Consider the following 20,752-nt stretch of genomic DNA (forward strand, 5'->3'; position numbering starts at 1 on the left):
GGTGCCCTCCAGGCCGCCGAGAACCAACGATCTGCGTCTCCGGCATCGCCGGGCCGGCCCATCGAATCGTCGCGCTGAACCTTTCAGGTCGGCACCACACCTCTAAAAACGTCAAATTACGCGGAACGCGGGAATCGGGTTTCAGCTTGCCTGGGCTGGACCCGGTTCCAAGGGATTAAAATCCAGGATGCCTGTCAGGAAAAGTCGGATAAGAATCTATGGCCAGTGATCATGATAGGTCTGACTTTCGGGTGGGTCCTGGTTATCTTTCGCTGCTCCAAGATATGGGCGCCAGATAGTGGAGAGAGTCCAGTTCATCTGGACCTCACGCGGGAGATCAATGAGCCATGTCCTTCGCTGCTTCGCCTGTTAGGGCGCGATCCGCCGATTCATCGACATACGATGTCGCGGTCATCGGGCTGGGTTATGTCGGGCTGCCGACCGCGCTCGCCTTCCACGCCGCCGGGCTGCGCGTGCTCGGCGTCGATCTGGACCCGGGCCGGCTGGAGGCCATCCGGTCCGGACGCGTCGACCTGCTGGACAACGACCATGAACGGCTGCGGGCGGCGCGGGACGGGTTCGCGGTGACCGCCGAGCCCGCCGACGCGTCCCGGGCGGACGCGGTGATCATTTGCGTCCCGACGCCGGTGAACCGGCATCTCGTCCCGGACCTCAGGGCGCTGGCAGGGGCGTGCGCCACCGCTGCCGCGCACGCCCGGACAGGGCAGACGATCGTGCTGACCTCGACCAGCTACGTGGGGTCGACGAAGGAACTGCTCGCCCGGCCGCTGACCGCGCGGGGGTTGCGGGTGGGGACGGACGTGTTCGTCGCGTTCAGCCCGGAACGGATCGACCCGGGCAACGACCGGCACGCGCACGAGGACGTGCCGCGGGTGGTCGGGGGCATGACGCCACGGTGCGCGGAGCGGGCCGCCGGGCTGCTCGGACGGTACGCGGGGAAGCTGCACACGGTGTCGTCGGCGGAGGCCGCCGAGATGACCAAGCTGCTGGAGAACACGTTCCGGGCCGTGAACATCGCGCTGGTCAACGAGTTCGCGGACGCGAGCCGGCTGCTGGAGCTTGACGTGACGGAGGTCATCGAGGCGGCGGCGACGAAACCGTACGGGTACATGCCGTTCTTTCCCGGTCCGGGGGCGGGCGGGCACTGCATCCCGTGCGATCCGCACTACCTGCTGTGGCAGCTGAAGCGGGACCGGCTGGACACGCCGCTGGTGTCGGCGGCGATGAACGCCATCGCGATGCGTCCGGGGCGGGTGGTGGAGCGGGCCCGGCAGGTGCTGTCGGACCAGGGGCGCGGTCTGGCGGGCGCGGACGTGCTGATCCTCGGCGTCGCCTACAAGCCGGAGGTCGAGGATCTGCGCGAGTCGCCCGCGCTGGAGATCATCGACAGGCTGCTCGCGGCGGGCGCGCGGGTCAGATACCACGATCCGCACGTGCCTGAGCTGGTCACCGAGGGCGGGACGAAGCTGGCGAGCGTCGAACCGGGCTCGGCGGACTTAGTGATCGCGCACACCCCGCACCAGGCCCTCGACCTGGGCTGGCTGCACGAGGACCAGTTGCTGCTGGACGCGACGTACCGTTTCTCCGGCCGCGCCCGGCGCGTGGCGCTGTGAGCCGCCGCCGAAGGCCGCGGATCCCCTTCGGCGGCCTGCCCCGGACAGCACGCCCGGTGCCGCTCGGAGCGCTGGCCGGTGTGGCCGCGATCTGCGGCGTCATCATCTGGCATGTCGGCGTGAAGGTCGCGTACATGCGCGGCAACCTGCTGCTGCCGACGTACACGGTGCTGGTCAGCAGCTATGTGATCAGCCGGTTCGTGCTCGCGGTGTTCTACCGGCCGCCGCGTGACGCGGGCATCGCCCCGTCCGTCGCGATCGTGGTGCCCGCCTACAACGAGGGCGAGGCCGTCGCCCGGACGATCCACTCCTGCATCGGGCTGAACTATCCCGGGGACAGGCTGGAGATCGTCGTGGTGAACGACGGGTCCACCGACGACACGTGGGAGCGCATGCAGGAGGCCGCCGCGCAGTATCCGGAGGGGCAGGTGCGGTGCGTCGACCTTGGCGGCAACAAGGGGAAGCGCGCGGCGATGGCGGCCGGGATCCGGGCGACGTCGGCGGAGATCCTGGTGTTCGTCGACTCCGACTCGATGCCGGCGCCGGACTCGGTCCGGTTGCTGGTGCAGGGGTTCGCCGACGAGAAGGTCGGCGCGATCTCCGGGCTCACCTACGTCCGCAACGCCGAGAGCAACGTGCTGACCAGGATGCAGGCGGCGCGCTACTACGTGTCGTTCCAGTTGCTCAAGAGCGCCGAGTCGGTGCTGGGCGCGGTCACGTGCTGCTCCGGCTGCTTCGCGGCGTACCGGCGGACGGCGATCGCGCCGCTGCTGAACGCGTGGGAGCATCAGCGGTTCCTCGGCGTCGAGTGCACCTACGGGGACGACCGGGCGCTCACCAACCGGGTCATCAAGGCCGGCTGGACGACCCGCTACGACGCCCGGGCGGAGGCGTGGACGGACGCGCCGGACCGGTACCGCAAGTTCTTCCGGCAGCAGTTGCGGTGGAAGAAGTCGTGGAGCCGGGAAGGGCCGCTGCTGCTGGCTCACGTGTGGCGGAGCCGGACGCGGGCCCTGCCGTCGATCGCCGTGCAGACGATCGCGGGGCTGCTCAGCCCGATCGTGGTGCTGTACAGCCTGGCGACACCGATCGCCGGCGGCCGCTTCCCGATGATCTACTTCCTCGGCCTGTACCTGGTGTCGATGGGCTACGCGCTGACGTACCGGATGCTGCGCGACGACGGCATGTGGATCTACGCGTTCATCGGGACGTTCTTCTATGTCGCGTTCTCGCCCCAGCTGTTGTGGGCGATCGCGCGGATCCGGGACGGGAAGTGGGGCACGCGGGACACGACGACACCCGCGTCGCCGGCCGCGCCGCGTCCGGTCCAGGTCTACAGCGCGGCGGCGAGCGATGGCTGAGCGGGTGGAGCCCGCGCCGTGGGACAGGCCGCCGCCCGCCCGGTCCACCCGGCTGTTCCGGGCGTTCACCGGCCTGGTGTTCCTGTGCGCGCTCGGTCTCGCGCTCACCACGTGGGTGACGTTGAGCCGTCCATTCGACCCGGGACAGAAGGAGGCGCTGGCCGTCCGGCTGGATCCGGGGACGGCGCGAACCGCGGCGGCGCTTCCCCGCCATCCGGGATCAGTGCTCGTCCTGACGTATCACGGGGTGTCCGGCACCGGCCACACCGGCAGCACGCTGTCACGCGAACTGTTCGGTGAGCACATGGCGGCGCTGGCGGCGGCCGGGTACCGGACGGTCCGGCTGCGGGACGTGGAGGACCTGCTCGCGCGCCGGCCCGTCGACCTGCCGCCCCGCGCCCTGCTGATCACCTTCGACGACGGCCGGCTCACCGACTGGACGACCGCCGACCCGGTGCTGAAGGAGCACGGCTTCACCGCGGCAGGCTTCCTCACCACCGGGAAGATCGTCCAGCCGGGCACGCCGTCCTACTACCTGTCGACCCGGCAGGTCGAGGACCTCGCCGCGACCGGGCGCTGGGAATTCGGCTCGCACAGTGACGGCCTGCACGACCTCGCCCGGATCCCCGGGGACGTCGCCGCGCCGATGCCGAACCTGATCCTCGTGGACGGAAAGCGGGAGACGATCGGGCATTGGCGTGCCCGCGTCCGCCGTGATCTGGCCCACAGCCAGCGCTTCTTCCGCAAGACGCTCGGGCACCGGGTGACGGCGTTCTCCTACCCGTTCGGTCGGCCGGGAGGGGCCGGCAACGACCCGCGGATCGCGGCGGAACTGCCCGCACTGCTCCGGCACGCGGGATTCGCTGAGGCGTTCGTGGGCGAGAACGTCCCGACCGGCCATGTGGACGCGCTGACGGCGGATTCACCGCGCTGGGCGCTCGGCCGGATCGGCGTCCGCGCCACCACGTCGGTGTCCGATCTGCTGGAGATGATCCGCGGCGCCGTCCCCACCCCGCCGCCGCACGACCTGTGGGCGCTGCCGTGGACGGGCGACCTGGCGACCTGCCGGCGCCACGCCTCCGACCTGCGGGTGACCAGCGATGTCTACGGGAGTTGCCTGCTCGGCGGCGTCAACACCAGCCGGTGGACGGACTACCGGGTGACCACGTCGGTCTTCGGGATCGACCCGCGCACCAGCGCGGTGATCGCGGTCCGGGACGGCGCGGCCGTGGACCGCCGCGGCCGCGTCGAGGTCGTCGTCGGCACCGCGTCCGTCCTGGTCAGGCAGCGGGTCGACGACCGGGACCCGGTCGTGCTCGGCCGGCGGCCGATCGCGTCGCGCGCGGGAGCGCGGGACGTCCGGATCGAGGTGCGCGGCACCCGGCTCACCGTCGCCGTGGCGGGCGGCGCGCCGCTGCACGCCACGATCGACCCGCGGCTCGGCAAAGGAGGCCTGAAGTTCGAGATCGCGGCGCGCGACCAGAGCACCCTGATCTTCCACGAACCGACGCTCGACCCGCTCCGCGCGGGCTGAGCGATTTCCTGGAGTCCGATGATGCATCCACGAATCCTTCTCCTCTTCGCCACGACGCTGGTCACCGCGTTCGTCCTCGTCCCGGCGCCCGCACGCGCCGAAACCGGCACGGTCGTGTCGCTGACGTTCGACGACGGGTCGCAGGACCAGTACGACAACGCCCGTCCGGTGCTCGCCGGCCACGGAATGAAAGGGACGTTCTTCATCAACAGCGCGCGGGTCGGGACGTCCGGCTACATGACGCAGGCGGAGATCGAGTCGCTGGAGTCCGCCGGGAACGAGATCGCCGGGCACACCATCACGCACGCCGACCTGCCCACGCTGTCCGTCGCCGAGCAGCAGCGGCAGGTCTGCGACGACCGCGTCGCGTTACTGAACATGGGCTTCACCATCAAGAACTTCGCCTACCCGTACGGGAACGCCGACGGTACGTCCGAGCAGGTGGTGCACGACTGCGGCTACAACAGCGCCCGGACGGTCGGCGGGGTCGTCTCGCCCGGCAGCTGCAACGGGTGCGGCTACGCCGAGACGATCCCGCCCGCCGACGCCTACTTCACCCAGACCCCCGACTCGGTCAAAACGGACACGACGCTCGCCCAGCTCCAGGGCTACGTCACCCAGGCGGAAACGCACGGCGGGGGATGGGTGCAGCTCGTCATCCACCACGTCTGCAACGGCTGCGAGAACACCTATGCCATCAGCCCGTCCACCCTCTCATCGTTCCTCGACTGGCTGGCGCCGAGATCGGCGAACGGGACGCAGGTGAAGACGGTCGACCAGGTCATCGGCGGAAGCCTGCAACCACCCGTCGACGGGCCGCCGTCGCCGACGAGCGTTCAGAACCCGTCGCTGGAGACCGCGACCGGCAACGTCCCCGACTGCTTCCAGCTCGGCGGATACGGGAGTAACACCTACACCTGGTCGCGGACGAGCGCCTCGCATACCGGGCAGTACGCCGAGCGGGTCGACGTCACCGCGTACACCGACGGCGACCGGAAGCTCGTCACGAAACAGGACGCCGGCACCTGCGCGCCCGCCGCGACACCAGGCCACGCATACCGGCTCGGGGTCTGGTACAAGGGCACCTGGTCGTCGGCGGTGCACGCCAAGATGAGCATCTACTACCGCAGCGCCACCGGAGTATGGACGTTCTGGACGAACGGTCCCACCCTCACGCAGACGAACACCTGGCAGCAGACGCTCGTCACGACTCCCGCCGTGCCCTCGGGCGCCACCAACATCAGCTTCGGCGTCGCGCTGCCCGGCGTCGGCACCCTCATCGTCGACGACTTCTCCCTTATGGATCAGGGCCTATGACGAGGAAGAAGAGGACGGCCGGGCCCACGCGGCCCGGCCGTCCCACCCGCCGCGAACGGCACCCGCGCCGACAGCTGCGCCGCCACCTGCTCGAACTGGGCTTCGGCGCCCTCGCACTCGCCGCGATCACTCCACTCGCCCAGGACGCGCTGTTCCCGCAGCCCAGCGGTGGTGACACCGCCCGCGCCAAGACCGTCGTCTCCCGCGCCATGCTCCAGAACGCCGACACGAGCAACGTGTGCAGGCGCGGACGGGTCGCTCTCACCTTCGACGACGGCCCCGACGTCTACACGCCGCAGATCCTTGAGGTCCTGCGCGCCTACAACGTCCGCGCCACGTTCTTCATGATGGGCGAGAAGGCCACCGCGCATCCGGACCTGGTCCGCGCGGTCGTCGCCGGCGGGCATCTCGCCCAGAACCACAGCTGGGACCACCCGCACATGACCGACCTCGACCCCGCCGCCGTCCGCCGCCAGCTCGCCGACACCAACGCCGCGATCACCCGCGCGGGTGCGCCGCGCCCCACCCAGTTCCGGCCGCCGTTCGGCGACACCGACGGCATCGTGGACGGCCAGGCCCGCGCGCTCGGGTTGCGAGTCGTCCGCTGGTCGGTCGATACCACCGACTGGCGCGGGCGGCGTCCCGCCGACATCGCCGCCACCGTCCTCGACCAGGCGGTCCCCGGCTCGGTGGTGCTGATGCACGACGGCGTCGCCAACTCCGCCACCACCATCGAGGCCCTCCCGACGATCATCAGCGGGCTTCGCGCGCGCGGTTTCTGTACGGCGCTCGACACGGGGTAGCCGATGCCCTCCCGGCAGGCCATCATCGCGGGGGCCCTCGCCGTCGCCGCGATCCCCCCGGCCGTCTGGTCGGTGACCGGTGGCCTCGGCTCCGGCGGCGCGGACTTCGCGCCCGCGACGTCCGGACGCGACCGGCTGATCACCAACGAGTACGCGCACTGGAACCCCCGCGCCTCCGACGCGCGCCGCTCCCCGGACTGGGACGTGACCAGCGGATCCTTCTTCGCCCGGAACGGCGTCGGCTGGTCGGGTCCGCCCGACGGCGCCACCCCCGACGCCCGGTCGTCCACCGGCACGGGGTCGAGCGTGTTCCGGATGAACACGCGCCGTACCGACTTCGACGACGTCCAGGTCACGCTGAGGATCCGCACCCTGCGGTTCGTGGCCGGCGGCGGGCGCGCACCGACCAGGCCGAGCGACGGCGTCCACCTGATGCTGCGCCGCCAGGACCAGACCGAGCTCTACGTGGCTTCGCTGAACCGGCGGGACGGGCTGCTGGTGGTGAAGAAGAAGCTGACCGGCGGCACCGAGAACGGCGGCACCTACGTCACACTCGGCCAGGTCCGGGCCCCGTTCCGGTTCGGTGCGTGGCAGTCGTTCGGCGTCCGGATCACCTCCAACGGCCGCTCACTGGTCACCATCGCCGTCTCCCGGAACGGCCGCGAACTGCTGGAGGCCGTGGACGGCGGCGAGCACGGCCCGCCGATCGCCCGCTCCGGTTCGATCGGCCTGCGTGCCGACAACTGCGAGTTCGAGTTCACGGCCCTGCGCGTCCACCCACTGCGTTGACTTGCGGCCTGTCGCCCAAGGCCGCGGTCAGGTGAAGTGGAAACCGGCGATGAGCAGGCCGCACAGGGTCAGGCTGTCGGTGATCCGGCCCTGCCGGTATATCTCGCCCAGGCGGTTCGCGGCGACCGACGCGGTACTGCCCAGGTCTTCTTCGCTGTGCTCGGCGATGTCGCCCCCGAAGGTCCCGTCGGGGGCCGAGCCGGAGAACACGTAGACCTTCTGGTCGCTCAGGCCGGGCAGGGCGTAGAACCAGCCGCGCTCTTGGAGATCGTCGCATCGGACACCGGTCTCCTCGCGCAGTTCGCGCCGCGCCGCGCCGGCGGGGGACTCGCCGCCGTCGATCCCGCCCATCGGAAGCTCAAGGGACCATTCGCCGGTCGGGTAGCGGAAGCTGTTGAGCATCAGGAGGTTCCCGCCGGGGGACTTCACGCTGATGACGACCGAGTCCGGGCGTTCGACGACACCGTAGATCCCGGGCTTTCCGCTGCGGTTGATCCTGTCCTCGTAGACGGTGAGCCAGGGGTTGGTGTAGACGACTTTCCGAGACACCCGGGTGAGTGCGCTCAATTTTCCGGACCTCCTTGCCGCAGGAACCCGTGTTCCCGGTCGCTCGCGAACATCCGTAAGGTCAGGTCAAGGCACAGCAGGGACTGGGGTTCGAAGTCCTCGGCCTTGACGCCGCACCTGTCCCAGGCGAACTCCATGTCCTCGGCGTCCAGGTTGACGAGGAGGTTCTTGGAGTCCCAGACGTAGCGTTCGATCGCCCGGACGCCGGTGTCGAAAACCGTGTTCTCCCGGGCGTTCTTGGCCGTCAGGAGTTTCATGATGGCTCTGGAGTCCGAGTCGGTCTCCCAGGCCAGGAGGATGTCGAAGGCACCCGTGTTCGTGTTGCGAACCACGCCCAGCATGCGCAGATTGCGCGGGTCGGCGCGCACATGGCCGATCTCTCTGAGCGTCTCGTGCTCCGCCGTCAGGCAGGGGTTCAGTATCGACTCACCGTCGAGATCGACGGTGCCGCAGAAACCGCTGACCGAGACGTCCCAGCGGTTCCGGGCGAAGAGGACGTTGACTCCCCGCCTTCTGAGCAGGATCTTCCGGTCCGAGGTGATGAGGCAGAGCTGTGTTCCCAGCAGCCCCACGCGGCCTTCCCGCCATTCGCTGCGTATCGCCGGGTCGACGTTGGGTAAGCGGCTGATCCGCCGCATGACCGACTCCCGGACGGTCGCGGGCGAAACGGGATCGCTGACGAGAGCGATCAGGGAATAGTCGACCCGGACGACCTCCATCTCGTAGGGGCCGCCCGGATGCCTCTGCTTGGGCAGGGTGACGGGAAGAAAACGGACCGCGTCGTAGTAGCCCATGAGACCGGTGGCTTCGCGCCGCATGTTCAGGTCGACGAAGGTCGATACCACCTGCGGTGTCGCCTGGAGTTCGGCGTCCCGGACCGTGACCTTCAACCCGAGGGCCCCGATCGCCTCGCGCGCCAGTATCTCCAGGTCGCCGCGTCCGGAAACCGGTTGCTCGATCTCATTCGCCGTATTATGTGAACCTGCACGGTCGATGACTCTTCTGCTGATCACAGTCCTGATGCCACCTGCACATATCCCGAGACCGGCGAATCCGCAAACTATATAGGCTGCAATGTGCCACGTCAAACTTTCGATCAGATGCGGAGATAGTGCGAGAACGGCGGCTATGAGAATTCCAGCCAAGATCTGGACAAAGGTGTCGTGGAATACCTTTTGCCACCATTTCTCGCCGCGCTCTCCTAGCATCCATCCGCCCCCGGGACGCCCTGGCAGTCGCCCAGCAGCGCGGTTGCGGCGGTGTCCGTCGGAACCGTGCGCCCGCCCGACAAGGCCAGTAACTCGCTCGTCGCGGCGAGGTTCTCCCCATGGTCCTTCATCTGCTGGTTGGTGAGCTGCGCGCCCCTGAGCACATGACCGGCGACACCGAGATCCGCGCACATGCCGAGGAGCGCCGACAGGTCTTTGGGGAGGCACCACTTTCCGAAGGAACCGCCGGGCACGCGCAGCGTGGTGGCGAATCTATCCCGCGAGGTGATCTCCCTGGCGAGCTCAACGAAGAACCGGCGCTGCATCCCCAGCGCGTCGGACAGTTGCAGATACTCGTTCCACAGGCTGATGAGCACGGCGTCGATCGAGTTCTCGATATATTTCAGCAGCTCCACGGCCTCGTACGACGTGGACACATACCTCGGGGCGCCGGTGAACTCCTTGTAGACCTCGTCCAGGACCTCAGTTGCCTCGCTCGGGCCCGCATAGGCGATTCTGGGCGGGCGGTCGCTGTCCTCCCACTGGGTGGCCTTGGATAAGAAACTCGGGTTGACGGCATACGGCGTGTGTTCGAACTCCGCCGAAAACCTCGCCGCCGAACCCGGTGGGCAGGTGCTTCGCTGGACGATCACCGGCGGATGACGTCTCCAGGCGGGGCGGGATTCCAGTGATGAAAGCCCGCGGACGACCTCTTCCATGATGCTGAGGTCGGCATGACCGGTCACCTCGTCAGGATCGGTGGGAACGCAGATGAAGACGATGTCCATGCCGCTGAGCTCTGCAAGCCGGTCGATGACGGCATGTGCGCCAAAAGAATCGGCGACATTGTCCCGGGCGGCTTTGCTGATATCGACGCCGAAGACGGAGTGCCCCCTGACTTGGAAGGCTTTCAGTGTGTTGAATCCGACGTTTCCGCATCCGATCGCACAGACCTGCACGGCGCCTCCGGGCTGCTGGTCCCCCTCCGCATTGGTACCATATATGCGGGAGATTTCCAGCGACGACCCTTTTTGTGGTGGCCGAATCTGCTGTTTCGGAGACCTCTGTGCGTCCGGATTTCGGGATCAAGAGCAAACGGCCGTGGTGGAGATCCATTTGTCACGTTGCAAGCACGGTGGCAATGCCGATCCCAAGTTTGATCTCGGCCCGCGGTGACGGCGTTTCAGATCATTTCGGCGGCCGGGCTCAGAGCCGTTCAGCGTGAGCATGCGCGGATGAAACGGGTGCCCCAGTCGTGCAGCCGGGCTCGCAGTTCGGGGGGTTCCAGGACGCGGAAGTCGGCTCCGGCCACGCCCAGGGCCATGATCGCCCAGTTCAGGGAGTCGGTGGTGAGGGTGACGCGGCACTGCTCGGCGTCCACCTCCTCGACCGTGCTCCATCGGCCGATCCGTTCGCGCACGACCGCGGCCGGGGCGTCGATCAGTGCCTCCACCCGGTGCGGGTGCGGCATCTCCCTCAGGGCGCCGCGGACGAACTCGGCGGCGTCGGCGGCGGGCAGGTCGCGGGGCCGGAACCGGGCGCCGGTGGCCTCCGGTCCGGTGAGCCGGTCGACCCGGAAGGTGCGCCAGTCGTGCCGGTCGAGGTCGTAGGCGACCAGATACCAGCGGCGGCCGAGCGGAACGAGGCGGTACGGCTCGACCTGCCGGTCGGTCCGGTGACCTTGAGCGGCGGTGTAGCGGAAGCGGAGCCGTTCACTGTCCCGGCAGGCGAGCGCGATCACGGTGAGGACGGCCGGGTCGATGTCCGGCGCGGCGGACCCTCCCCAGCCGGCGGGCACCGTCATCGCACGCAGCGCCTCCACCTGGCGGCGCAGCCGGACCGGCATCACCTGCACCACCTTCGCCAGCGCCCGCACCGACGACTCGGCGATGCCCTCCACCGCGCCCTGCGCCGCGGCCTGCAGGCCCACGGCCAGCGCGACCGCCTCCTCATCGTCGATCACCAGCGGCGGCAGGGCCGCGCCGGCGGCCAACTGGTAGCCGCCGTCGACGCCGCGCTGCGCCTCGACCGGATAGCCCAGCTCACGCAGCCGGTCGACGTCCCGGCGCAGGGTGCGGACGGAGACGCCCAGCCGATCGGCCAGCTCCGTCCCGGACCAGTACCGATGGGTCTGCAACAACGACAGGAGCCGCAGCGTCCGGGAGCTCGTGTTCGCCATGGTCCCGATTCTCCGGTAATTCAGGCCGGAAAGTGGCCGCAATGGTTCCTAGCGTGGTCGTTGACCGACGAGGCGGGAAACGACGAAGGGCGGCGGACATGACCGTGAACGAGCAGATGACGGGCGAGCGCACCGACCTGCTGGCGATGCTCGCGAAGCACCGGCACTTCCTGCGCTTCACCACCCGCGACCTCACCGACGAGCAGGCCGGGCTGCGGACCACCGCCAGCGAGCTGTGCCTGGGCGGCCTCATCAAGCACGTCACCTCGGGCGAGCGGAACTGGGCGAACTTCATCCTGGACGGCCCGTCCGCGATGGGCGACTTCACCGAGATGACCGAGGAGGACTGGCAGCGGCGGGCGGACGAGTTCCGGATGCTCCCCGGCGAGACGCTGGCCGGTGTCCTGGACGCCTATGCCGAGGTGGCCCGCCGGACGGACGACCTGGTCGCGAGCCTGCCCGACCTGGACGCCGTCCAGCCGCTGCCGAAGGCCCCGTGGTTCACCGAAACGCACTGGTCGGCCCGCCGGGTGTTCATGCACATCATCACCGAGACGGCCCAGCACGCCGGCCACGCCGACATCATCCGCGAGTCCCTGGACGGTGCCAAGAGCATGGGCTGACCACCCCGAAGCGCATCAGGGCCGACTCCGGCGGCTGACCCGCGTGGCGGGGGACGGCGCTCGTCCCCCGCCACGAAACCCGACCGCACGGCGGACCGTCGCCTGATGCGACCGCCTCATCGGCTACCGTCGGTAACCATGACGCTCAACGGAAAGACGGCGCTGGTGACGGGGGGTTCGCGGGGGATCGGGCGGGCCATCGTCCGGCGGCTCGCCCGGGACGGCGCGCGGGTGGTGTTCAGCTTCCGGGAGGACGAGGCCGCCGCGGGCGCGCTCATGCGGGAGGTCCCGGGCACCGAGGCGGTCCGCGCCGACCAGGCGGATCTGGCGAGCATCGAGGCGCTGTTCGAACCCGTCGCGGGCGGGCTGGACGTCCTGGTCAACAACGCCGCCATCAATCCGCCCACCCCGATCCGCGACGTCACCGCCGAGTTGTTCGACCAGGTGATGACGGTGAACGCGAAGTTCCCGCTGCTGGCCATGCGCCGGGCGGAGCCGCTGCTGCGCGACGGCGGGCGGATCGTCAACATCTCGACGCTCAACACCGTCCTCCCGGTCCAGGGCCTGGTGCTGTACTGCGCGAGCAAGGCCGCGCTGGAGCAGTTCACCGCGGTCGCCGCCCGCGAGTTCGGCGGCCGGGGCATCACGGTCAACACCGTCTCGCCGGGTGCGACCGACACCGGCATGCTGCGCGCCACCAACACCCCGGAGGCGCTGGAGCGCACCACGGAGTTCACCGCGCTGGGCCGCCTGGGCGAGCCCGGCGACATCGCCGACGTGGTCGCCTTCCTCGCCGGCCCCGACGCCCGCTGGATCACCGGGCAGAACATCCGCGCCACCGGCGGCCTGCTCCTCTAGGACGGCGGGCGGTCAGCGGGCCATCGGTCAGCGGGCGGCGGGTTCTTCTTCGCGGGGCCGCCTTTCGCGGTGTCCGCGCAGAGCGCCGGCCTTGGCCTTCTCCTCCGGGTGGGCGTGGACGCGGACCAGGCTGGCGGCGGTGGTGAACAGCAGAATCGCCAGGATCACGCCCAGTGAGAACATGGTCGGGATCTCGGGGATCGACCCGGTGACGTCCTCGTGCAGGAACTGCAGGATCAGCTTCACGCCGATGAACGCCAGCACCACCGAAAGGCCGATCGACAGGTAGACCAGGCGTTCCAGGAGCCCTTTGACGAGGAAGTAGAGGGCGCGCAACCCGAGCAGCGCGAACGCGTTGGCGGTGAAGACCAGGAACGCGTCCCGGGTCACCCCGAACACGGCGGGAATGGAGTCGAGCGCGAAAAGGACGTCCGTGCTGCCGATGGCGACGAACACCAGCAGCAGCGGCGTCATGACGCGCTGCCCGTCCTCGCGGGCGAGCATCCGCCCGCCGTGGAAACCCTCGCTCAGCGGCAGCAGCGCGCGGGCGCGGCGGACGAGGAAGGTGTCCTCGACGTCGGGTTCCTCGTTGCGGTGCCGGATGAGCTGCACCGCCGTCCAGATCAGCACGAGACCGAAGACCAGGAAGGTGAAGGAGAACAGGTTGATCGCCGCCGCGCCGATCGCGATGAGGACGCTGCGCAGCGCCAGCGCGGCGGCGATGCCGAACAGCAGCGTCTTCTGCTGGTACTCCGCCGGCACCGCGAACCGGGCCATGATGATCACGAAGACGAAGAGGTTGTCGACCGACAGGCTCTTCTCGACGATGTAGCCGGAGAAGAACTCCGTCCCCGCCGTCGACCCGCCGAGCAGCCAGAGCGCGCCGCCGAACAGGACCGAGACGGCGACATAGAAGACCGACCAGGAGGCGGCCTCCCGCAACCCCACCGCGTGCGGCCGCCGCACGGCGACGAAGAAATCGAGGACGAAGAGCGCGGTGATCAGACCGATCGTCGCACCCCAGGCCCACAGGGGTATGTCGAGCATCCGGCCGGTTCCTCCTGGATGGGGGCGTCGGCTGAGCTATATATCCGTTCTGTGGCCCTTCTACCGCCCGGGACGCGTGGTCCCGCCGTCCCCGGGCCGGATCGGGGAAGGTGCTCAGGCGGGTCTGAGTAGGCGGACGGATGTGCCCACGCCGGGCGAAACGCCATGCTGACCGGCATGGACACATCCCGATGGCGACCGCTCGCACTCGCCGCCAAGGCGGCCCTGGCCGTGCTGCTGGGGCTCGCCGTGGCCTTCCCCGACTGGGACCGGTTCGCGGACAAGGCGATGGGCGTCCGGGTGGCCGCCTACCCCGCCGCCGTCATGCTCGTCACCCTGATCTGGGCGCTGCGCGGCCGGGCCCGGCCCTTCCCCTGGGACGTCGATCTCCTCGTGACGCTCCCCTTCGTCGTGGACGTCGCCGGGAACGCCGCCGACCTCTACGACACGGTCGCCTGGTTCGACGACGCCTGCCACTTCGGGAACTGGGCACTGCTGAGCGCCGGCGCCGGTGTCGCGCTTGGCCGCCGGGGCGGCCTCAAGCCGTGGGTGTTGGCCCTGACCTGCGCGGGGGCGGGCGCCATCGCGGCCATCCTCTGGGAGTTCGCCGAGTACGGGGTGTTCATCCTCGACACGCCGGAAACCGTCACGATCTACCGCGACACGATCGGCGACCTCATGCTCGGCCTGGCCGGCTCCACCGTCGCGGGCCTGGCCGTCGCGGCTCTCGCCCGCCGGGACCGGCGAACGCCCGAGGCTTGGCGGGGCCTCGGCCAGGACACGGGCCTGGAGGCCGTCGTCCACCTCCTGGACGTCTCAGTACACCAGCGCCTGGACATCGTCCATGGTGACCTCTTCGACGAAGGTCGGGGCGCCGGCGATGCGGACACCGGGCAGGACGTCGTCCGGGCCGATGTCCCGGCGGGCAGCGCACTGGGTGCAGAGGGTGACGCGCCCGGTGGTGAGGATCACGGTGAGCAGGTCGTCCAGGGGGGTGGCGTGCGGCAGTGAGAACTCGGCGGCCCGCCCCGGCAGCGCGAACCACGCCGACTCCCCGGTCAGCCACAGCGAGACCGGTACGCCGCTCGCCGCGGCGGCCGCCGCCACGGTGAACGCCTGGTTGCATCGTTCGGGGGCGTCCGCCCCCACCGTCACCTTGATCACCAGCGGTCTGGCCATAGCCGCACTCTAACCCGCCGATGCCCGTAGCATCCTGCGGTGTGGGTGGCATGGTGAACGCGGGGATCCTCGTCCTCGCCCTCGGACTCATGGCGGTCGCCGCCGTCCTCCTCGTGATCCGGCTGAGCCGGCTGAAATAGGACGGCCCCGGTCGCGGGTCCGGTGATCGCCCGGCGGGGACGCGCGGCCTCCGGGACGCCGCTACGCTCGGTTTCCATGGATGTTCCTGAGCTGCACCCGGACCTTGAGCCTCTGAAGTTCCTGCTCGGCACCTGGGAGGGCGCCGGCGTGGGCGGCTATCCCACGATCGAGTCGTTCAACTTCGGCCAGGAACTGTCCTTCACCCATGTCGGGAAGCCTTTTCTGATCTATGCGAGCCGGTCCTGGATGATCGAGGAGGACGGCACGCTCGGCCGTCCGCTCGCCATGGAGACCGGGTACTGGCGGCCGCGTCCGGACCACCAGGTCGAGGTGACGCTGGCGCACCCGACCGGCATCATCGAGATCTACGTCGGCAACGTGGCGTTCAACCGGGTGGAACTGCACACCGACGTCGTCGCGCGGACGGAGTCGGCCAAGGAGGTCACCGGCGGCCACCGCCTGTACGGGCTGATCGGGGAGGACCTCGGCTGGGCGTACGACATGGCGGCCGTCGGCCACAAGCTCCAGTCGCATCTGTCGGCGCAGCTCAAGAAGGTGTCCTGACGGCCCCGGGCACAGCCCCTGGAAATGAACGATCCCCGGACCTCCCGCCGGATGGCGGGGCGATGGACAGGACGGGTCCATCGGTCCGGGGATCGGGTAACTGCCTGGTATTCGCCGGTCACCGTCGCGACCGGAGGCCGCCGCGGGGCGGCGGCGCCGAGGCGGGATGGCGACTAGCGGACAGCCACCTCGCGAGTCCTAGAATCAACCATTTCTTGGACCACCTCCTTTCGCGCGTACTCGCAACGTATGCGAGCGCGGCCGGTGAGGCAAGCAGTTTTTCTCCGTGGGCACACGCGGCCGGGATCTAGACTCGATGCATGGTCGAGTCGTGGCAGGAGGAGCTGAGGGCCAAGGGGTACCGGGTCACCCCTCAGCGCCAGCTGGTCCTTGAGGCGGTCACCAACCTGGAGCACGGGACCCCCGAGGAGATCTGCACCGAGGTGCAGCGCACCGCCCGCGGCGTCAATATCTCCACCGTGTACCGGACGCTCGAACTCCTCGAAGAGCTCGGGCTGGTCAAGCACGCCCATCTCGGGCACGGCCCGCCGAACTACCATCTCGCCGCCGAAGCGGAGCACATCCACCTCGTCTGCCGCGGCTGCCACACCGTGGAGGACGTCGACCCGCGTGCGGCGGCCGGGCTCGCGGACGTCCTGCGGCGCGACTTCGGCTTCGAAACGGACGTGCACCACCTCACCGTGTACGGGCGGTGCAAGGAGTGCCGCTCCACATAGTCTGGACGGCATGGAGAGCCCGCTGCTGCAGTCGCCCGGAGCCGTCGCCGCCGATGCGCCCGATCAGGAGGTCGCCGCGCACTACGGGGATCCGACGCGGGAGCAACGCGCACTGGAAGCGGGGACGGCGTTCGTCGACCGGAGCAACCGGGGCGTCGTCCGCGTCTGCGGCCCGGACCGGCTGCGCTGGCTGCACAGCCTCCTCAGCCAGCACCTGGAGTCGCTGAAGCCGTTCGAGCCGACCGAGGCGCTGCTGCTGGACCCGAAGGGCCACATCGAGCACCATCTCTTCGTCATCGACGACGGCGAGGCCACGTGGGCGCACGTGGAGCCGGGCGCCGCGCCGTCCCTGGTGGAGTTCCTCGACCGGATGCGGTTCATGCTGCGCGTCGAGGTCGCCGACGTGTCGGACGCGTACATGGTCGTCACCGGGCCGTCCGGTGCCGGCGGCCTGGCCTGGCCCGACGTCGCCGGGACGGCGACGCGGATCGTGCCGCGCGGCGAGTTCCCCGAGGGGCTCGGGCCGGCCGGCATCTGGGCGTACGAGGCGCTGCGGATCGCCGAGCACAGGCCGCGGTTCGGCCGCGACACCGACGCGCGGACGATCCCGCACGAGGCGGGTTATGTCGAGACGGCCGTCCATCTGAACAAGGGCTGCTACCGGGGGCAGGAGACGGTGGCGCGCGTCCACAACCTCGGCCGGCCCCCGCGCCGCCTGGTGTTCCTGCACCTGGACGGCAGCGTGGACCGGCTGCCCGCGCACGGCGACCCGGTCGAGATTCCCGGCGGCCGGACGATCGGCTTCGTCGGCTCCGCGGCCCGGCACCACGAGCTGGGGCCGATCGCGCTGGCGACGGTGAAGCGGAACGTTCCGGTGGACGCGGAACTGCTGGCCGGCGGGGTCGCGGCGGCGCAGGAGGTCGTCGTGTCGCCGGACACCGGGGCGAACGCGCAGATCGCGTTGCGGCGGCGTCCCGCGGCACACGGGTAGCCCCACGGCACACGGGTAGCAACGCACCCCTCTGGGCGAATATCGTCGGACATAGACGATTTATGACGGCCGCCGCCCGGGGAAGGTGGAATCCTACCTATGGTCGCGAACCTTGGGAAGCGGGACAGGGCGGCCAGGAGGGGGACCCGGCGCCGCCCGCGCCGGGAGTCCGCGCTGGTGTGGTGGGCCCTGTTCGCGGCGCTGGGCGGGGTCGCCTGGTGGCTGCACTCGTGGCGGGTCGCGCTGCTCGTCCTGCTCGGCTGGTGCTTCTACCAGTTCGCGTTCGTCCCGACCGTGTGCCGGGTGTCGACACGGCGGGGCGCCGGCTGCACCGAACGCACCAGGGGACGGCTGTTCGCCTGCGGCCCCGGCCATCAGCGGCTCAGGAACGACGCGCTGTGGCGGCTCGCCGGTCTCCGCGCCCCCTTCCGGAAGCGGCCTCCGCGGGACGAGAACGAGACCGGCGCCGTTCCCCCGGACGTCCGCGGGCGCCTCGCCCTGCCCGACCGGCTCCTGATCCTTCTCGCCGCCGCCGGGACGATCGCCGTCCTGGCCGGCCTCGTGCACGGATTCCGCTAGACCTCGACGATCAGCGTGATCGGGCCGTCGTTGACGAGCGCGACCTTCATGTCCGCACCGAACTCGCCCGTCTCGACCTTGGCGCCGAGGGCGCGCAACTCGCGGACGACGGCGTCCACGAGGGGCTCGGCGACGTCCCCGGGCGCGGCGGCCGTCCACGACGGGCGGCGGCCCTTGCGGGCGTCCCCGTAGAGAGTGAATTGGCTCACGACGAGGAGCGGCGCGTTCACGTCCGAGCACGACTTCTCGTCCTCCAGGATGCGCAGCCCCCACAGCTTCGCGGCCAGCCTGCGGGCCTTTTCCGGGCCGTCGTCGTGTGTCACGCCCACGAGAACCAGGAGCCCCGGCCCCTCGATCTCGCCCACGACACGTCCCGCCACGGACACGCCGGCCTGGCTCACCCTCTGGACTACTGCACGCATGACCATGCATTCTGCCGCTTATGGGAGCAACGACGCTCATCACGGTGGCGCCCACGGGCGCGGAGTCCGCCAAGGCGGACGTCCCGGCCCTGCCCGTCACCCTGGATGAACTGGTCCAGACGGCCAAGGAGTGCGAGGCGGCCGGCGCGGCCGTGATCCACGTGCACATCCGCGACGACGACGCGCGGCCCACGCTCGACCCGTCCCGGCTGCGGGACACGGTGGCGGCGCTGCGGGAGAGCACGGGACTGATCGTCCAGTTGTCCACGGGCGGTGCGGTCACCGACCCGTACGAGGACCGGTTGCGCGTCCTGGACGCCGAACCCGACATGTGCTCGCTCACCTGCGGGACGGTCAACTTCGGCGACGACGTCTTCATGAACCCGTGGCCGTTCATGGTGGAGCTCTACCAGCGCACCCAGGAACTTGAGGTCGTCCCAGAGTTCGAGCTGTTCGATCTGGGCCAGGTGGCCGCGCTGAACCGGCTGCTGGACAAGCACGGCCTTCCCTACGGCGGCCACGTCCACTGCGACCTGGTGATGGGCGTGCCGGGCGGTATGCCGGGCGACGCCCGGACGCTCGTCGCCGCCGTGGAGGCGCTGCCGGACGGGGCCACATGGTCGGCGACGGGCGTGGGCCGGACGTCCCTGCCCGTCCTGTTCGCGGCCCTGTCGGCCGGCGGCCATCTGCGCGTGGGCATGGAGGACACGCTCACCCTGGCGAAGGGCCGTCCGGTGACGGCGAACGTCCAGCTGGTGGAGCGCGCCGTGCAGGCCGCGCACCTGGCGCAGCGTCCGCCCATGCCTTCTGCGGAGGCCCGCACCCTGCTAGGCATCAAGCCCCGCTGACCGGGGAGGATGCGGGCATGATCAATCCTGTGCTGGTGGAGGTGGAACGGTCCGGGTTCGTGGAGTCCCGGCACCGTGGGGCGGCGATCGGGATCGCCGCGGACGGGGGCGTCACCGTGCGGGCGGGGGAGCCGGAGGCGGTGATCTTCCCGCGGTCGGCGAACAAGCCGATGCAGGCGGTCGCGATGCTCCGGTCCGGGCTCGACCTGGACGACGAGCTGCTCGCGCTGGCCGCGGGCAGCCATTCGGGGGAGGACTTCCACGTCGAGGGAACCGAGAAGATCCTCGCGGGTGCCGGGCTCGTGGCCGGCGACCTGCGCTGCCCGGCCGGCTGGCCGATCGACCCCGAGGCGCAGCAGGAGGTCGCGCGGGCGGGCGGCGGGCCCTCGCGGATGCGGATGAACTGCTCCGGCAAGCACGCGGCGATGCTCGCCACGTGCGTGGCGGCCGGATGGCCGGCGGACACATACCTGGACCCCGGGCATCCCTTGCAGCTCGCCATCCGGAGCGCCGTCGAGGAACTGGCCGGTGAGGCGGTCACGGCGGTCGGGGTGGACGGGTGCGGGGCGCCGCTGTTCGCGGTGTCCACGGCCGGGGTCGCCCGCGCGTTCCGGGCGCTCGTCCTGGCCGCCCCCGGTACGCCGGAGCGGCGTGTCGCGGACGCGATGCGCACGCATCCGCAGTGGACGTCGGGCACCCGGCGCGAGGAGCGGCGGCTCATGGACGCGGTGCCCGGCCTGCTCGTCAAGTGCGGCGCCGAGGGCGTGGACGCGTTCGCGTTCGCCGACGGCCGCGCCGGTGCCGTCAAGATCGACGATGGGGCGATGCGGGCGCGGACGCCCGTGACCGTGGCGCTGCTGCGGGCGCTCGGCGTCCACGACGGCGCGGAGCTGGACGCCCTGTCGGTCGTCCAGGTGCGGGGTGGTGACGGCGTCGTCGGTGCCGTCCGTCCCGCACCCGGCGTGTTCGCGCCTAGCGCTTCCCGGTCTCCTTGAGGTTCCCCTTCTTGAGGTTCTCGAACTCCTCCTTGAAGACCGTCTGCTCGTACAGGATGCCGTCCGGCCACGGCTTCTTCGGCTCACGGCCCGGCTGGGGATTGTCCTTGCGGAACTCCCTCCACTGGCTCTCCCTGGCCGGGGGATAGCTGTGGGAGAACATTCCCGGCCGGTAGGTGTACAGGCCGCCCTGTTCCATGCCCCGGTGGTTGTCCTGGTCGTTGCGGCGGTCCGGGTGCACCTTCCGGGACGAGGCCGCGCGGGTCGCGTACAGCCAGGCGAGCAGCCCGACGGTCGCCAGGACGGGGATGATCCACGCGTAGACGAGCGCTCCGGTGGGAGCGGTGTTCGCCGAGATCATGGCGAGCATTGTCGG

General features: G+C 70.1%; 22 protein-coding genes. 14 read left to right on the top strand and 8 right to left on the bottom strand.

Annotated features, from left to right (window positions below; all coding sequences use genetic code 11):
* Window positions 1-347: 347 nt before the first annotated feature.
* The 6 genes from ACQP1N_RS05255 to ACQP1N_RS05280 are packed head-to-tail and all read left to right on the top strand — an operon-like array spanning window position 348 to window position 7,438.
* A complete protein-coding gene (locus tag ACQP1N_RS05255; RefSeq protein WP_067793257.1) occupies window positions 348-1,634 on the top strand; it encodes a nucleotide sugar dehydrogenase in 1,287 nt (428 codons plus the stop codon).
* A gap of 56 nt (window positions 1,635-1,690) precedes the next feature.
* On the top strand, window positions 1,691-2,995 hold the full coding sequence (locus ACQP1N_RS05260) for a glycosyltransferase (RefSeq protein WP_067793245.1): 1,305 nt from the start codon (window positions 1,691-1,693) through the stop codon (window positions 2,993-2,995).
* The gene (locus tag ACQP1N_RS05265; protein WP_433229415.1) at window positions 2,988-4,529 is read left to right on the top strand and encodes a polysaccharide deacetylase family protein; all 1,542 of its coding nucleotides are present in this window, start codon (window positions 2,988-2,990) and stop codon (window positions 4,527-4,529) included. The genes ACQP1N_RS05260 and ACQP1N_RS05265 overlap by 8 nt, the downstream gene beginning before the upstream one ends.
* 18 nt (window positions 4,530-4,547) lie before the next feature.
* Window positions 4,548-5,846: a polysaccharide deacetylase family protein gene (locus ACQP1N_RS05270; protein ID WP_433229417.1), complete on the top strand. Its 1,299-nt coding sequence runs from the start codon at window positions 4,548-4,550 to the stop codon at window positions 5,844-5,846.
* Window positions 5,843-6,649: a polysaccharide deacetylase family protein gene (locus ACQP1N_RS05275; RefSeq protein WP_433229418.1), complete on the top strand. Its 807-nt coding sequence runs from the start codon at window positions 5,843-5,845 to the stop codon at window positions 6,647-6,649. Before ACQP1N_RS05270 ends, ACQP1N_RS05275 begins: the two co-directional genes overlap by 4 nt.
* Before the next feature lie 3 nt (window positions 6,650-6,652).
* Window positions 6,653-7,438, top strand: coding sequence for a hypothetical protein (locus ACQP1N_RS05280; protein WP_067793235.1), 786 nt, complete (start codon window positions 6,653-6,655; stop codon window positions 7,436-7,438).
* Between the two features lie 27 nt (window positions 7,439-7,465).
* On the opposite strand, the gene ACQP1N_RS05285 is transcribed toward ACQP1N_RS05280, so the two are convergent.
* From ACQP1N_RS05285 to ACQP1N_RS05300, 4 genes are all read right to left on the bottom strand, one after another.
* Window positions 7,466-8,005: an NUDIX hydrolase gene (locus ACQP1N_RS05285; protein WP_131732342.1), complete on the bottom strand. Its 540-nt coding sequence runs from the start codon at window positions 8,003-8,005 to the stop codon at window positions 7,466-7,468.
* Complete coding sequence (locus ACQP1N_RS05290) at window positions 8,002-9,213, bottom strand: hypothetical protein (protein ID WP_131732341.1); 1,212 nt, start codon at window positions 9,211-9,213, stop codon at window positions 8,002-8,004. The genes ACQP1N_RS05285 and ACQP1N_RS05290 overlap by 4 nt, the downstream gene beginning before the upstream one ends.
* A complete protein-coding gene (locus tag ACQP1N_RS05295; RefSeq protein WP_433229420.1) occupies window positions 9,207-10,172 on the bottom strand; it encodes a hypothetical protein in 966 nt (321 codons plus the stop codon). The genes ACQP1N_RS05290 and ACQP1N_RS05295 overlap by 7 nt, the downstream gene beginning before the upstream one ends.
* 257 nt (window positions 10,173-10,429) lie before the next feature.
* Window positions 10,430-11,392, bottom strand: coding sequence for a helix-turn-helix transcriptional regulator (locus ACQP1N_RS05300; RefSeq protein ID WP_433229421.1), 963 nt, complete (start codon window positions 11,390-11,392; stop codon window positions 10,430-10,432).
* 98 nt (window positions 11,393-11,490) lie between these two features.
* Here ACQP1N_RS05300 and ACQP1N_RS05305 point away from each other — a divergent pair, with 98 nt between their 5' ends.
* Window positions 11,491-12,015, top strand: coding sequence for a DinB family protein (locus tag ACQP1N_RS05305; protein ID WP_067793223.1), 525 nt, complete (start codon window positions 11,491-11,493; stop codon window positions 12,013-12,015).
* 138 nt (window positions 12,016-12,153) lie between these two features.
* Complete coding sequence (locus tag ACQP1N_RS05310) at window positions 12,154-12,873, top strand: SDR family NAD(P)-dependent oxidoreductase (RefSeq protein WP_067793222.1); 720 nt, start codon at window positions 12,154-12,156, stop codon at window positions 12,871-12,873.
* 27 nt (window positions 12,874-12,900) lie between these two features.
* Here ACQP1N_RS05310 and ACQP1N_RS05315 read toward each other — a convergent pair whose 3' ends face one another.
* Window positions 12,901-13,920 carry a TerC family protein gene (locus tag ACQP1N_RS05315; protein ID WP_067793221.1) on the bottom strand — a complete coding sequence of 340 codons (1,020 nt, stop codon included), beginning with the start codon at window positions 13,918-13,920 and terminating at the stop codon, window positions 12,901-12,903.
* 816 nt (window positions 13,921-14,736) lie between these two features.
* Window positions 14,737-15,099 (bottom strand): DsrE family protein, encoded by a 363-nt coding sequence (locus ACQP1N_RS05320; RefSeq protein ID WP_084262360.1) that lies wholly within the window; start codon window positions 15,097-15,099, stop codon window positions 14,737-14,739.
* 216 nt (window positions 15,100-15,315) lie between these two features.
* Here ACQP1N_RS05320 and ACQP1N_RS05325 point away from each other — a divergent pair, with 216 nt between their 5' ends.
* From ACQP1N_RS05325 to ACQP1N_RS05340, 4 genes are all read left to right on the top strand, one after another.
* The gene (locus tag ACQP1N_RS05325; protein ID WP_067793215.1) at window positions 15,316-15,804 is read left to right on the top strand and encodes an FABP family protein; all 489 of its coding nucleotides are present in this window, start codon (window positions 15,316-15,318) and stop codon (window positions 15,802-15,804) included.
* A gap of 320 nt (window positions 15,805-16,124) precedes the next feature.
* Window positions 16,125-16,541 carry a Fur family transcriptional regulator gene (locus ACQP1N_RS05330; protein ID WP_067793213.1) on the top strand — a complete coding sequence of 139 codons (417 nt, stop codon included), beginning with the start codon at window positions 16,125-16,127 and terminating at the stop codon, window positions 16,539-16,541.
* Between the two features lie 10 nt (window positions 16,542-16,551).
* Window positions 16,552-17,532, top strand: a complete 981-nt coding sequence (locus tag ACQP1N_RS05335) for a YgfZ/GcvT domain-containing protein (protein WP_067793211.1) — start codon at window positions 16,552-16,554, stop codon at window positions 17,530-17,532.
* Window positions 17,533-17,631: 99 nt separating this feature from the next.
* Complete coding sequence (locus ACQP1N_RS05340; protein WP_433229424.1) at window positions 17,632-18,111, top strand: hypothetical protein; 480 nt, start codon at window positions 17,632-17,634, stop codon at window positions 18,109-18,111.
* Here ACQP1N_RS05340 and dtd read toward each other — a convergent pair.
* Window positions 18,108-18,533, bottom strand: coding sequence for a D-aminoacyl-tRNA deacylase (dtd, locus tag ACQP1N_RS05345; protein ID WP_067793364.1), 426 nt, complete (start codon window positions 18,531-18,533; stop codon window positions 18,108-18,110). The two genes, ACQP1N_RS05340 and dtd, sit on opposite strands and share 4 nt — an antisense overlap.
* Window positions 18,534-18,553: 20 nt before the next feature.
* Between dtd and ACQP1N_RS05350 the strand changes: the two genes are divergently transcribed.
* Window positions 18,554-19,381: a 3-keto-5-aminohexanoate cleavage protein gene (locus ACQP1N_RS05350; RefSeq protein ID WP_067793207.1), complete on the top strand. Its 828-nt coding sequence runs from the start codon at window positions 18,554-18,556 to the stop codon at window positions 19,379-19,381.
* Between the two features lie 17 nt (window positions 19,382-19,398).
* Window positions 19,399-20,376, top strand: a complete 978-nt coding sequence (locus ACQP1N_RS05355) for an asparaginase (protein ID WP_433229426.1) — start codon at window positions 19,399-19,401, stop codon at window positions 20,374-20,376.
* Here ACQP1N_RS05355 and ACQP1N_RS05360 read toward each other — a convergent pair.
* Window positions 20,354-20,737, bottom strand: coding sequence for a hypothetical protein (locus tag ACQP1N_RS05360; RefSeq protein WP_131732339.1), 384 nt, complete (start codon window positions 20,735-20,737; stop codon window positions 20,354-20,356). The genes ACQP1N_RS05355 and ACQP1N_RS05360 overlap by 23 nt on opposite strands.
* Window positions 20,738-20,752: the final 15 nt, after the last annotated feature.

The organism is Actinomadura formosensis (assembly GCF_050948385.1).
Lineage (GTDB): Bacteria > Actinomycetota > Actinomycetes > Streptosporangiales > Streptosporangiaceae > Spirillospora > Spirillospora formosensis.